Source organism: Zobellella denitrificans (genome assembly GCF_002237365.1).
Lineage (GTDB): Bacteria > Pseudomonadota > Gammaproteobacteria > Enterobacterales > Aeromonadaceae > Oceanimonas > Oceanimonas denitrificans.
The window spans coordinates 1-13,956 of the sequence record NZ_NMUO01000103.1 but is presented as its reverse complement, the minus strand read 5'-3'; the positions used below and the strand labels follow the sequence as shown (position 1 = coordinate 13,956).

General features: G+C 63.5%; 10 protein-coding genes. 7 read left to right on the top strand and 3 right to left on the bottom strand.

Annotated features, from left to right (window positions below; all coding sequences use genetic code 11):
- Window positions 1-383 precede the first annotated feature (383 nt).
- The 5 genes from CGX12_RS16785 (at window position 384) to CGX12_RS16765 (ending at window position 6,789) form a co-directional block, all read left to right on the top strand.
- A complete protein-coding gene (locus tag CGX12_RS16785; protein ID WP_094040996.1) occupies window positions 384-1,637 on the top strand; it encodes a D-amino acid dehydrogenase in 1,254 nt (417 codons plus the stop codon).
- A 98-nt stretch (window positions 1,638-1,735) separates the two neighbouring features.
- A complete protein-coding gene (locus CGX12_RS16780; protein WP_094040995.1) occupies window positions 1,736-2,617 on the top strand; it encodes an AEC family transporter in 882 nt (293 codons plus the stop codon).
- Between the two features lie 144 nt (window positions 2,618-2,761).
- Entirely contained in the window at window positions 2,762-3,028 is a 267-nt protein-coding gene (locus tag CGX12_RS16775; RefSeq protein ID WP_094040994.1) for a DUF4212 domain-containing protein, read from the top strand.
- A 10-nt stretch (window positions 3,029-3,038) separates the two neighbouring features.
- Window positions 3,039-4,739: a sodium:solute symporter family protein gene (locus tag CGX12_RS16770; protein WP_094040993.1), complete on the top strand. Its 1,701-nt coding sequence runs from the start codon at window positions 3,039-3,041 to the stop codon at window positions 4,737-4,739.
- A gap of 289 nt (window positions 4,740-5,028) precedes the next feature.
- On the top strand, window positions 5,029-6,789 hold the full coding sequence (locus tag CGX12_RS16765) for a putative bifunctional diguanylate cyclase/phosphodiesterase (protein WP_254918330.1): 1,761 nt from the start codon (window positions 5,029-5,031) through the stop codon (window positions 6,787-6,789).
- Window positions 6,790-6,799: 10 nt separating this feature from the next.
- Here the strand turns inward: CGX12_RS16765 and glpD are convergent, their stop codons facing one another.
- Window positions 6,800-8,317: a glycerol-3-phosphate dehydrogenase gene (gene glpD / locus CGX12_RS16760; protein ID WP_094040992.1), complete on the bottom strand. Its 1,518-nt coding sequence runs from the start codon at window positions 8,315-8,317 to the stop codon at window positions 6,800-6,802.
- Between the two features lie 389 nt (window positions 8,318-8,706).
- On the opposite strand from glpD, the gene CGX12_RS16755 reads away from it, so the two are divergent.
- The gene (locus CGX12_RS16755; protein ID WP_094040991.1) at window positions 8,707-9,468 is read left to right on the top strand and encodes a DeoR/GlpR family transcriptional regulator; all 762 of its coding nucleotides are present in this window, start codon (window positions 8,707-8,709) and stop codon (window positions 9,466-9,468) included.
- A 57-nt stretch (window positions 9,469-9,525) separates the two neighbouring features.
- Here the strand turns inward: CGX12_RS16755 and glpK are convergent, their stop codons facing one another.
- Together glpK and CGX12_RS16745 are read right to left on the bottom strand one after the other, a co-directional pair.
- Window positions 9,526-11,031 (bottom strand): glycerol kinase GlpK, encoded by a 1,506-nt coding sequence (gene glpK / locus CGX12_RS16750; RefSeq protein WP_094040990.1) that lies wholly within the window; start codon window positions 11,029-11,031, stop codon window positions 9,526-9,528.
- Window positions 11,032-11,069: 38 nt separating this feature from the next.
- Window positions 11,070-11,930 carry an MIP/aquaporin family protein gene (locus CGX12_RS16745; protein ID WP_094040989.1) on the bottom strand — a complete coding sequence of 287 codons (861 nt, stop codon included), beginning with the start codon at window positions 11,928-11,930 and terminating at the stop codon, window positions 11,070-11,072.
- Window positions 11,931-12,345: 415 nt separating this feature from the next.
- Between CGX12_RS16745 and CGX12_RS16740 the strand changes: the two genes are divergently transcribed.
- Window positions 12,346-13,956, top strand: a 1,611-nt coding sequence (locus CGX12_RS16740) for a methyl-accepting chemotaxis protein (RefSeq protein WP_094040988.1), incomplete at its 3' end; no start/stop codon positions are given.

Genomic DNA, 13,956 nt, shown 5'->3' with positions numbered 1-13,956 from the left:
GGGCCGGGGAGGTGGCGGCACTGGCGCGGGAACTGGGGCTGGCGCTTGGCCGGGAACAACGGCCGGCGCCGGATCGGCTGGCTGCCCTGGGGGAGGCCCTGGCGCGGTTGTGTTCCGGCCCGGTTTGACGGCCGGCAGCCGGATTTTACGATTTTGCGATATTTGTCACATTTAAATTCGTCTTGGTTTTTTGTTCCGACTTTTTATTTTTTATTGAAGTTTTATGTTACTTTAAAATCTTCGCTCAGATGAAGATGTAGCCCCTGTATTTACTGGCCGTTCACAGTCCGTCCCCGATCGGGGGCGGGCTTTTTTTTGCTCTGGATTTTATTGTTTTTTTAGATGATATTGGCGCCGTGAACGCATCTTGATAGGGGAGTGTTATGAAAGTATTAGTGTTGGGTAGTGGTGTTGTCGGTGTGACCAGCGCCTGGTATCTGTCCCAGTTGGGCCACGAGGTGGTGGTGGTCGATCGCCAGCCCGATGCGGCCGAGGAAACCAGCTTCGCCAATGCCGGCCAGCTGTCGTTCGGCATGTCCTCCCCCTGGGCCGGTCCCGGCATTCCCCAGAAGGCCATCAAGTGGATGTTCCAGTCCCACGCCCCCCTCAAGGTGCGCCCCAGCCTCAATCCGGCGCAGTGGCAGTTTATGCTGTCAATGCTGGCCAACTGCAACGAAAAATCCTACGGTGTAAACAAGTCCCGCATGGTGCGGGTGTCCGAGTACAGCCGTCAGTGCATCAACGCCCTGCAGGAGGAGCTGCAACTGCCGTTCGAAGGCCGCAAGAAGGGCCTGCTGCAGGTGTTCCGCACCCAGAAGCAGGTGGATGACGCCGCCAAGGACATCAAGGTGCTGCAGGAGTTCAAGGTGGCCCACGCCATGCTCAACGTGGACGAGTGTATCGCCCGCGAGCCGGCCCTGGCCCGGGTCAAGGACAAGCTGGTGGGCGGCCTGCACTTCCCCGACGACCAGACCGGCGACTGCAACCTGTTCACCAAGGCGCTGGTCAAGAAGTGTCAGGAAAAGGGCGTGACCTTCAAGTTCAACACCGAGATCAAGGCGCTGGTGAGCGACGGCGACCGGATCCGCGGGGTACAGACCGCCAACGGCCTGGAAACCGCCGATCAGGTGCTGGTGTGCATGGGCAGCTATTCGCCCTTCCTGCTCAACCCGCTCGGCATTCGCCTGCCGATCTACCCGGTAAAGGGCTACTCCCTGACCATCGAAGTGAAGAACGACGCGGACGCGCCCCAGTCGACGGTGATGGACGAAACCTACAAGGTGGCCATCACCCGTTTCGACAACCGCATCCGTGCCGCCGGCACCGCCGAGCTGGCCGACTTCAACGGCGACCTGCCCGGCGCCCGCCGCGAGACCATCGCCCACTCGGTGAAAAGCCTGTTCCCGGAAGGCGGCAAGGTCGACGAGGCAGCGTTCTGGACCGGCTTCCGCCCGATGACTCCGGATGGCACCCCCATCATCGGCGGCACCCGCTACAAGAACCTGTGGCTCAACACCGGCCACGGTACCCTGGGCTGGACCATGGGGCCGGGCTCCGGCAAGCTGATCGCCGACCTGATCAGCGGCAACAAGCCGGAAATCGACGATCAGGGCCTGGCCTTCAGCCGCTACGGCTGACCTGAGCCGGAAGACAGAGGCCGTAAGCGTGCAGACCGGCATCTGGACAGGGCGGGGCCGAGGTGCCATACTGGCGTCTTTTGGCCCCGTCCTTTCTTATGTTTCTTACCCTGCTCAATATCGTGGTACCGGTGTTCGCCGTGGTGGCCGTCGGTTTTGCCTTCGGCCGCCGCCAGCGCCACGCGGACATGGGCTTCGTCAACCTCGCCAACGTGGTGGTGTTCTGCCCGGCGCTGGTGTTTTCGGCGCTGATCCAGAACCCGGTGTCGGTGACCGAAAGCTGGCCGCTGATCCTGGCCGGCGTGCTCACCATCGTTTTGCCCGGCCTGCTGCTCGCCCTGTTCCGCTTTCGCGGCCTGGAGCGACGTACTTTAGTCGTAGCCGGCATGTTCCGCAACGCGGGCAACATCGGCATTCCGCTGATGATGCTGGCCTATGGCGCCGATCAACTGGGCGCCATCATCATCCTGTTCGTGTTGTCCAACCTGCTGCACTTTTCCCTGGGGCTCTTTATCCTGTCGAAGGACGCGGGCCGCTGGCAATGGTTGAAAAACCCCAACGTGTGGGCGGCGATGCTGGGGGTGCTGCTGGCGGATCACCGGGCCATGCTGCCGGAGTTTGTCTACACCAGCGCCGATCTGCTGGGCCAGATAGCGGTGCCGCTGATGCTGTTCGCCCTGGGGGTGCGGCTGTCGGGCGGGGAGGTCGGTGATCTGGGCATGGCGTTCAGGGTCAATCTCGCCTATCTGCTGGCGGGGGCGGCCAGTTTCGCCCTGGTGGCCTGGCTGTTGCCGCTCGGCAACGACTGGCTGCGCCTGCTGGCGCTGTCGGTGATGCTGCCGCCGGCGGTGCTCAACTACCTGCTGTGCGAGCAATACCGCTGCCAGCCCGACAAGATGGCCAGCATAGTGCTGCTCGGCAACGCCATGTCGGTGGTCACTATCCCGCTGGTGGTCTATCTTACCTTGACCTACCTCTGAATCTTCCTCCGGCCGGGTGACATGCCCGGTTGGATTGTTTCACTTTTGTTAAATTATGGTTAATACCAAAGTCTAAGTTTCAACACCCCGTTAACGCGCTACTGTTATCCTCGAACCGACTTCGGCTATTCAAGGAGAAAGGGAATGGCGTTCGAAAATCAGGAAAAAGCAAAAGCCTACTGGAGTGAAAACCTGCGGCTGATGGCCATCTTGCTGGCCATCTGGTTTGCGGTGTCCTTCCTGTTCGGCATTGTGCTGGTGGATCTGCTCAATGCCTTCACCATCGGCGGCGCCAAACTGGGATTCTGGTTTTCCCAGCAAGGCTCCATTTATGTGTTCGTGGTGCTGATCTTCGTCTACGTATGGCGAATGAACGTGCTCGACAAAAAATACAACGTTGACGAAGCGTAAGGGGCAGGACATGGATATCCAAACCTGGACATTTATTCTGGTGGGCCTGAGTTTCGCCCTCTATATCGGCATCGCCATCTGGGCCCGGGCCGCCACCACCGGCGAGTTTTACGTGGCCGGTGGCGGCGTGCACCCCATCGCCAACGGCATGGCCACGGCGGCGGACTGGATGTCGGCGGCCTCCTTCATCTCCATGGCCGGCATCATCTCCTTCGCCGGCTACGACGGCGGCGTCTACCTGATGGGCTGGACCGGCGGCTATGTGCTGCTGGCGCTGTGCCTGGCGCCCTACCTGCGCAAGTTCGGCAAGTTCACGGTGCCGGACTTCATCGGCGATCGCTACTACTCCCAGACCGCACGCATGGTGGCGGTGTTCTGCGCCATCTTCGTGTCCTTCACCTATGTGGCCGGGCAGATGCGCGGCGTGGGCGTGGTGTTCTCCCGCTTCCTCGAGGTGGACATCAACCTGGGTGTTGTCATCGGCATGGCCATCGTGTTCTTCTACGCGGTCATGGGCGGCATGAAGGGCATCACCTACACCCAGGTGGCCCAGTACTGCGTGCTGATCTTCGCCTTCCTGGTGCCGGCCATCTTCGTGTCGCTGCTGGTCACCGGCACCCCGGTGCCGCAACTGGGCTTTATCGGCCAGACCACCGACGGCGTCTACCTGCTCGACAAGCTGGACGGCCTGTCCCAGGAGCTGGGCTTTACCGAGTACACCTCGGGCACCAAGTCCGGCATCGATGTGTTCTTCATCACCGCCGCGCTGATGGTGGGCACCGCCGGCCTGCCCCACGTGATCATCCGCTTCTTCACCGTGCCCAAGGTGCGCGATGCCCGCATCTCCGCCGGCTGGGCGCTGCTGTTCATCTCCTTCCTGTACACCACCGCCCCCGCCGTGGCCGCCTTCGCCCGCGCCAACATGATTGAGGGCCTGAACGGCGCCGACGGTCAAGGCGTGGTCGCCGAGCAGGCCCCGGGCTGGGTCGGTAACTGGGAGAAGACCGGCCTGGTGGCCTGGGAAGACAAGAACGGCGACGGCCGCATGTTCTATGCCGGCGACGAGCGCAACGAAATGACCATCAGCCCGGACATCATCGTGCTGGCCAGCCCGGAGATCGGCCGCCTGCCGAACTGGGTGGTGGCCCTGCTGGCGGCCGGTGGCCTGGCGGCGGCGCTGTCTACCGCGGCCGGCCTGCTGCTGGTGATCTCCACCTCCATCGCCCACGACCTGCTGAAGAAAGGCTTCAAGCCCGACATGACCGACAAGCAGGAACTGCTGGCGGCGCGGCTGGCGGCGGCGGTGGCGGTGATCGGCGCCGGTTACCTCGGCATCAATCCGCCCGGCTTCGTGGCCCAGGTGGTGGCCTTCGCCTTCGGCCTGGCGGCGGCCTCCTTCTTCCCGGCCATCGTGCTCGGCATCTTCTACAAGAAGATGAACAAGGAAGGCGCCATCGCCGGCATGCTGTGCGGCATCACCTTCACCGCCGCCTACATCATCTACTTCAAGTTCATCAACCCGGCGGCCAGCGTCCCCGAAAACTGGTGGTTCGGCATCTCCCCCGAGGGCATCGGTACCCTGGGCATGCTGGTGAACCTGGCGGTATCGCTGGTGGTGGCCAAGCTGACCACCGAGACCCCGAAAGAGGTGCAGGAGCTGGTGGAGAGCATCCGCTTCCCGAAAGGGGCCGGAGCCGCCCACGACCACTGATCCCGAACACCGAGTATGAACAAGGGGCGCCGCGGCGCCCCTTTCGGGTTTATGGCAAGGCCTTCCGTTTTTACTGGCATGGGCCGGGCCAAAGGTCGACGCCGCCGACACGCCGGCCGTACCTCCCGGCTGGCTCGCAACCGCCTTCCCGAGCCGGCGCAAGCCATGGGGACGAGCGTGAAAGCAGGCTTGAAAATGGGTGCGAAACAGGATTTTACTTTCCGTTCACATTTGATTATTGTGGCAGAATAATCAAAAACATAGCGCATCAGGTAAGGATACCCGAGCCGTGCAGAATACAAACAATTACGTGAAAGAACGGCCGGCTGTGGCCGGCGAACTTCATCTCCTGGAGCACAGGATCCATTTCAAGAGCCAGCTGTTGCAGCATGTGTTCGACCATGCGATGGAGTCCATCATGGTCACGGATGCCGAGGGCGTGATAGAGCGGGTCAACACCGCCTTTACCCGGATCACCGGCTACAGTGCCGAGGAGGCCATCGGCCAGACTCCGCGGCTGGTGCAGTCCGCCCGGCACGATCCCGATTTTTACCGGCATATGTGGCAGCAACTGCTGCTGACCGGCAACTGGAGCGGCCAGATCTGGAATCGCCGCAAGTGCGGCGAGGTCTACCTGCAATGGCTCAGCATCAACACCCTGACCGACGATCGGGGCCGGATCACCCACAGGGTGGCCATCGGCCATGATTTGAGTTCCTTCAAAACCACCCAGAGCGAACGTACCCTCTTCACCTTCAAGGATCCCCTGACCCAGCTGGGCAACCGGCAACTGCTCACCAGCCGGCTGGATCAGGCCCTGGCCGAAGCCCAGCGCAACAAGATCCGGGTCGGGCTCATGGTGCTCGATATCGGCCGGCTCAAGCCGGTCAACGAACAACTGGGGCTGACCTGGGGCGACGATGTGCTGCGCCAGCAGGCCCGTACCCTGCAGGCGGCCATCGACGAGGCGGACACCCTGGTGCGGCTGCAGGGGGACATGTTCGCGGTGCTGCGCCACAGCAAGGCGGAGGATGCCACCATGGCGCAACTGGCCGACAAGCTGCTGGGCCTGCTGGCGCAGCCTATCGTGCTGGCGGATCAGAATATCGTCAGCCTGCAGCCGAGCATCGGTATCGCCGTGTTTCCGCGCGACGCCAAGGACAAGGAGAGCCTGCTGCAGGCGGCGGAGTACGCCCATGCCATGGCCAAGCGGCACGGGCGCAACCGCTTCCAGTTCGTCGACCAGCGCCAGCACGAGCTGCATCACCGGGAGCTGGTGATAGAGCACAGCCTCAACCATGTGCTGAACACAGGGGAGGGCGAGGGGCTGAGCCTGCACTACCAGCCGCAGATCTGCCTGGGCAGCGACCAGCTCTGTGGCCTGGAGGCGCTGTTGCGCTGGTGCCATCCTACCCTGGGCACCTTGTCGCCGGCGGAGTTCATTCCGGTGGCGGAGCAGAGCGGCCTGTCGGTGCGGCTGGATCGTTGGGTGATAGCGCGTGTCTGCGAGCAGGTGGCCGAGTGGCAGCAAGGCTGCCCGGCGCTGCCGGTGGTGTCGGTCAACCTCGGCGCCCAGCAGTTCAGCCAGCCCGATTTCGCCGACTGGCTGCAGGCCTGCGTGACGCGCGCCGGCATCCAGCCCCGGCAACTGAAGCTGGAAGTGACCGAAACCACCATGATGGAACACAAGGAATCCTGCGTGGCCATGCTGGGGCGGTTGCGGCAGCTGGGTTTTCGCATTTCCCTCGACGACTTCGGCACCGGTTATTCGGCGCTTTCCTGCCTGCACCAGTTTCCCCTGGACGAGCTGAAAATCGATCGTAGCTTCATGGTGGAGGCGAGCCAGAACGAACGGGCCTATATCCTGTTGGAGACCATCGTCGGCCTGGCCCGGCAGTTGTCGCTGAGCCTGGTGGTGGAAGGGGTGGAGCAGGAGGACCAACTGGCCCTGCTGGCCGGTTTCGGCGCCCTGACGGTGCAGGGCTACTACTATTACCGGCCGCTGCCGGCGGAAGAGGCCCGGCGCCTGCTTGAGGGCGGGCGCCGTTGAGCGGCTGGCCTCAGCCGGCCAGCCGGCTCTGTACCGCTCCCTGCCTGCTTTGCAGGTACTGGTGCAGCCGTGCCTGCTCCGCTTCCGTCAGATACAGGCCCAGCTTGCTGCGGCGCCAGATGATGTCTTCCACTGTCCTGGCCCATTCGTACTCCACCAGGTAATCCACTTCCTTCCGGGTGAGGGTGGCACCGAAGGATTCGCCCAGATCCGCGAGGTCCTGGCAGCCGTCCAGGAAATGGTGGCAGAGGTTGCCGTAGGTGCGCACAAACCGCCTGATCATGGCCTCGGGCAACCAGGGGAACTGCCGCCGTAAGGCCGCGGCCAGGCTGTCGTGATCCTCGAAGTTGCCGCCGGGCAGCACTGCCGTTTTGGTCCAGGGCTCCCTGGCCTGGGGGAAAAAACGACAGATGGCGCTGGTGGCGGCCTCCGCCAGCTTGCGGTAGGTGGTGATCTTGCCGCCGAACACCGACAGCAGCGGCGCCTCGCCTTTGGGGGCATCGACCTCGAAGGCATAGTCCCGGGAGGCCTTCTGCGCCTGGCCGTGCTCGTCGTCCATCAGCGGTCGTACCCCCGAATAGGTCCATACCACGTCCGCCGCGTTTATCTTGCGCTTGAAGTGGGCATTGACCACGGCACACAGGTACTCCACCTCTTCATCGCTGATGCGCGCCTCGGACGGGTTGCCCTGGTAATCCACGTCCGTGGTGCCGATCAGGGAGAAGTTGTCCTCGTAGGGGATCACGAACACGATGCGGTTGTCTTCGTTCTGCAGGATATAGGCCTCGGGCTCGTCGTGCAGTTTCGGCACTATGATATGGCTGCCCTTGACCAGGCGGATCTGCTTGGGTGCCTCGAGGGTCATGGCCTCGTCGAACAATTTGCTGGCCCAGGGGCCGGCCGCGTTCACCAGGGCGCGGCAGCGGTAGCGCTGCTGCCGGCCGGTGTCGACCTCCTGCAGGGTCACCAGCCAGAGGCCGTCCTGCCGCTCGGCACGCACGCAGCGGGTGCGGGCTTTGATGTCGGCGCCGCTCTGGCGGGCGGCCATGGCGCAAAGCACCACCAGGCGGGCGTCGTCGACCCAGCCATCGGAATACTCGAAGCCCTTGGCGATGTCGCTCACCAGCGGGCTGTTTTCGCCAAAACGGATGCCGTTGGAGCCGGGCAGCAATTCCCGCTTGGCCAGGTGATCGTAGAGGAAGAGGCCGATGCGGATCATCCAGGCCGGGCGCAGGTGCGGGCGGTGGGGCAGGCGGAAGCGCAGCGGCCACATGATGTGGGGGGCGTTGCGCAACAGGGATTCCCGCTCGGCCAGGGCTTCCTTCACCAGCCGGAACTCGTAGTGTTCCAGGTAGCGCAGGCCGCCGTGGATCAGCTTGCTGCTGTTGGAGGAGGTGGCCGAGGCCAGATCGTTCATCTCGCACAGCACCACGCTCAGTCCCCGGCCGGCGGCGTCCATGGCGATGCCGGTGCCGTTGACGCCGCCACCGATAACCATCAGATCATGAATGGTGTGCTCAGCCGTCATGCTTCTCTTCTCCTTCAGGGAAGCCAACACCGGAGCGTGGCGTCCCTGTGCCTTGGGGGTGGGGGTCATAGTCAGTCACCATAGTTGGATTATAATCTTCGTAAAAGAAAATAACCAACCATGAAACAAACATCAAGCAACATTTTGGTTCATTTTGTATTTTTTTTAACTAATGTGCGCATTTTTGCCGGGCTGAAATGTTCGTATGGTGATGGTTCTGTGTTGCTGACCCAAAGGTTCCGCCGACATCTCCGGATGGGCCGCCCGCGCCACCCGTCTTCTTGTGTCCTTTCGCGTCGGCCGCGTCGCTCCCGCGCCGGCTGTGCATTTGGGCATTGAACGAGTACAATCGGGCGATAGAAGTCTTATCCATTACAGGGAGTTACCGCGTGAAACAAACCCTGCGTCATCAACAGATCCTGGAATTGCTCAAGCAGAAAGGCTTTGCCAGCACCGAGGATCTGGTTGCCCAGTTTGACGTGAGCCCGCAGACCATCCGCCGGGATCTGAACGACCTGGCCGAGCACAACCGCATCCGCCGCCACCATGGCGGCGCCTCGCTGATGTCGAGCACGGTCAACGCCGCCTACGACTCCCGCAAGGTGATGTACGCCAGGGAGAAGGAGAGTATCGGGCGGGCCATCGCCGCCGAGATCCCGGACGGCGCCTCCCTGTTCATCGACATCGGCACCACCACCGAGGCGGTGGCCAGGGCGCTGCTCGACCACCAGGAACTCCGGGTGATCACCAACAACATCCACGTGGCCAGCATCCTCAGCCAGAAGGAAGACTTTACCGTGATCATCGCCGGCGGCGAGGTGCGCAACCGGGACGGCGGCATCGTCGGCGAGGCGACCCGCGACTTCGTGCAGCAGTTTCGTACCGACTACGGCATCATCGGCATTTCCGGCATCGACGGCGACGGCTCCCTGCTCGAATTCGACTACCACGAGGTGCGCATCGCCCAGGCCATCATCAACAACAGCCGGCAGGTATTCCTGGCCGCCGATCACAGCAAGTTCGGCCGCAACGCCATGGTCAACCTGGGCCATATCAGCCAGATCACCGCCCTCTTTACCGATGCCCCACCGCCGGCCTCGCTGCAGAAGATCATGGAAGAGCACCAGGTCGCCTGCCATATCGCCCACTGAGCGAACCGATTAAAGGGAAAGGGCGCCTTGCGGCGCCCTTGGTATTTTCGCTTTCGCTCAGTGCTCGACCCAGTCCAGGGAGCGGGCCACCGCCTTCTGCCAGCCCCGGTATAGGGTGGCGCGGGTGTCCTTGTCCATCTGCGGCTTGAACTCCTTGTCGACCGCGAACTTGTCGGCCAGCTCGTCGGTGCTCTGCCAGACTCCCACCGCCAGGCCGGCGAGGAAGGCCGCGCCCATGGCGGTGGTTTCGGTCTGCCGGGGGCGCACCACCCTGGCGTTGGTGATATCCGACTGGAACTGCATCAGGAAGTCGTTGGCCACGGCGCCGCCGTCCACCTTGAGCGCGGCCAGCTTGAGGCCGGAATCTTCCTGCATGGCCTCCAGCACGTCCCGGCTCTGGTAGGCCACCGCCTCCAGCGCCGCCCGGATGATATGGTTGCGGTTCACGCCCCGGGTCAGGCCCACCAGGGTGCCGCGGGCATAAGGGTCCCAGTAGGGGGCGCCCAGGCCGACGAAGGCCGGCACCAGGTAGACGCCGTTGCTGTCCTTCACCTTTTCGGCGAAGTAACCGGTGTCGTCCGCCTCGCGAATAAGGCCCAGTTCGTCCCGCAGCCACTGGATGGTGGCGCCGCCCATGAACACCGAGCCTTCCAGCGCGTAGTTGACCTCGCCCTTGGCGCCCACCGCCAGGGTGGTGAGCAGGCCGTGGCTGGAGCTGACCTTTTGCTCGCCGGTGTTCATCAGCAGGAAGCAGCCGGTGCCGTAGGTGTTCTTGGCCATGCCCTTGGTGAAGCACAGCTGGCCGAACAGGGCCGCCTGCTGGTCGCCGGCGATACCGGCGATGGGAATGCGGGTGCCGCCCTTGCCGCCGATATTGGTCTTGCCGTACACCTCGCTGGAGGGGCGCACCTCGGGCAGCATCGACTCGGGGATGCCCATTTCATCCAGCAGTTTCTGATCCCATTCCAGGCTGTTGATATTGAACAGCATGGTGCGCGAGGCGTTGGTGTAGTCGGTGACGTGCACCCGGCCGTCGGTCAGTTTCCAGATAAGCCAGGTGTCCACGGTGCCGAACAGCAGCTCGCCGTTGTTGGCCTTCTCCCGGGCGCCTTCGACGTTGTCCAGTATCCACTTGAGCTTGGTGCCGGAGAAATAGGCGTCGAGCACCAGGCCGGTGTTGTCGCGGATATAGTCGGTCAGGCCGCGCGCTTTCAGCTGCTCGCAGATGTCGGCGGTGCGGCGGCACTGCCAGACGATGGCGTTGTAGACCGGCTTGCCGGTGCTCTTTTCCCACACCACCGTGGTTTCCCGCTGGTTGGTGATGCCGATGGCGGCAATCTGATCCGGGCTGATGCCGGTCTTGGCCAGTACCTCGGTCAGGGTGGAGCGCTGGCTGGCCCAGATCTCCATGGGATCATGCTCGACCCAGCCCGCCTGGGGATAGATCTGGCCGAACTCCCGCTGGGCCACGCCCTGGATGGCGGCATTCTCGTCGAAGATGATGGCGCGGGACGAGGTGGTACCCTGATCCAGGGCGACGACATACTGCTTTGCTTGGGACATCTGTGGTTCTCCTTGTCGAATCCGTATCAAGTTCTGGCTCAGGCCGTGGCCTTGCGCTCCTGGGCGGTGTTTTGTTCGGCGGTGTCGCCGGCGTCGGCTTCGGCCCTGGCCGCCGGCAGGAAGCGGGCGATGGCGTTATCGTACAGCCAGGCACCCAGGCAGGCACCCACCACCGGGCCCAGGATGGGCACCCAGAAATAGGGGTTGTCCCGCCCGCCGGTGAGGGCCAGGTCACCCCAGCCGGCCAGCCAGGCGAACAGCTTGGGGCCGAAGTCCCGCGCCGGGTTCATGGCAAAGCCGGTGAGCGGGCCGGTGGCGGCGCCGATCACCGCGATCAGCAGGCCGATCAGCAGGGCCGCGGCCATGCCCTTGGGACCGCCGTTGCGATCGTCCACCAGGGCCAGTATCGCCATCATCAGCACGGCGGTGATCACCAGCTCCACCATAAAGGCATGTCCATTGGACAACAGGCTGTGGGGATAGGTCGAGAAAATGCCGGCCAGGGCCAGGCTCTCCTGGCTGCCCCTGAGCACGCCCGCCGCCTGCTCCCACTCGATAAACAGCGGCTGGTAGAGGCTGTAGACCAGGGCGGCGGCCGAGAAGGCGCCCGCCAGTTGCGCGCCTATATAAGGCAGCACCTTGCGTTTGTCGAAGCCCCGGAACAGGGTCAGGGCCAGGGTGACCGCCGGGTTGATATGAGCACCGGACACGCCGCCCGCCACATAGATGGCGATGGCCACGCCCACCCCCCAGCTGATGCTGATTTCCCAGAGTCCGAAGCTGGCATTGGCCACCACCAGGGCGGCAACACAGCCGGCACCAAAGAAGATCAGCAATCCGGTGCCGATAAACTCCGCAAGGCATTCTCCGAACAGGGTGTTTGGTCGTTTGATAGACATTTTCCTACTCCATTGTGTGTGTACAGTCATCCTGCCACTCGAATTCTGGGTTATTTGTTCGTATTCGAAAACATTGTGTTAGCAAATTTGTGTTCTTGATCACTTATTTTTGACCTTTCGCCTTCGTTGTGACACATGGCTATCACTTATTGCGTACTGCTGACAGTGCGGATGATTCTCTTTTGAGGCCTTGTTTTGGCCATCAGGTGACGCTTATCGGCTATTTGTCGTCGCTCCCGGGCTTGAGCCCCGATAAAGGGCTGCCAGTTTTTACTTGTCTTTTACGGTCACGAATGTATTTTTATGCTCGAATGCGATCGTTTGGGTGTGGGTTCCACCCATGCCGGTGGGGGAAGGCGATCTTTGGCCGGGCGGATGCCCGGCATTTTTTTAGTCAAACGACAAGGAGGCCGTGATGCCACTCAGGCTTAAAACCCGTTACAACCTGCTGCTCCTGCTGTTTATGGCCGGGGTATTGCTGCTGACCATCGCCGGGCTGCGCTGGCTGCTCGCCCCCAGGCTGATGGCCATGGAAAGCGAGCTGGTCCGCCACGAGCTGGTGCTGATAGGAGAGGAGATACAGCGGGAACTGGCCCAGGTGCAGGCCCAGCAGCGGGCCATCACCCAACTGGTGCCCGGGCTTGCCAGCGAGCAGATCGATGCCCAGTTGCCTAGCCTGCTCGATCAGTACGGCGAGCCCAAGGTGTTCGGCGGCGGCATCTGGCCCCTGCCCCGGGCGAGAACGCCGGATCGGGACAGGCACAGCAGCTTCTATCATCGCGCCGAGGGAGGGCAGCTGGTGGTCAACCGCTACTGGAACTCCGCCGAAGCCCCTGCCTACTACCGGCAGCCCTGGTACCGGAACGGGCGCGAGGCGCCCCGGGGGCAGTGCGCCTGGGCCAAGGCCTATCGGGACGGGGCCAGCGCCGAACCGCGCACCAACTGCGCCATGGGCATCTACCGGGACGGTGCCCTCTACGGGGTCGCCACCCTGGACGTGACCCTGGGCTTTTTCAACGAACTGGTGCGCCGCAGCGAGGCGCGCATCGGCGGCCAGGTGCTGATCCTGGAGCGGGACGGAACCCTGGTGAGCAACACCTCCGCCATGGCGGGAGAGGTGGTGCTGAGCACGGTGGCCGAGCAGGCCGAGCGTGCCGATATCGCCCGCCGGCTGGCGGCGCTGGATCTGGACCGGGCGGAGCCGATGCGGCTGGCATACCAGGGCGCCGGGGGCGAGGCCCTGACCCTGCTGCTCGAGCCCATTTCCGGCACGCCCTGGTTGATGGCGGCCAGCCTGCCCTCGACCGGGCTGCAACAGCAGAGCCAGGCCATGGTGCGGTTGCTGCTGGGCCTGCAACTCCCGGCCCTGCTGTTGCTGCTGCTGGTGGCGGCGCTGGCGTTACATCGGCTGATGAACCGCCTGATGATGCTCAAGGCCGGCATCGACCGGCTGTCCGCCGGGGAGGCGGACTTGAGCCGTCGCCTGGCCCTGGGCCGGGGGGACGAGATCGACGACATCGGCGACTCGGTCAACCGTTTCATGGCCTATCTGCAGCAGATGGTCGCCCGCCTGGGCGAGGCCAGCGGCGATATCCGCCAGGCCCTGCAGCAACTGGGTGAAGGGGCCCGGCGCAGCGGCGAGGTGCTCGATGCCCACGCCCGGGAAACGGAGCAGGTGGTGGCCGCCGTCAACCAGATGAGCGCCAGCGCCGACGAGGTGGCCGGCAGCGCCCGGGACAGCGCCGGCTTTATCCGCGAGGTCAACCGTCAGGCGCGCTCATCCCGGGCCCTGGTCCAGCAGGCCTCGGCGGCGGTGGCGGCGCTGCAGGAGGAAGTAGAGGGCACCAGCGGCCAGGTGGCGCAGATGCGCGAGGCGGTGCAGCAGATCACCCCTATCCTCGACAGCATCGCCGGTATCGCCGAGCAGACCAACCTGCTGGCGCTTAACGCCGCCATCGAGGCGGCCCGGGCCGGTGAGCAGGGACGGGGATTCGCGGTGGTGGCGGAGGAAGTGCGGGCCCTGGCG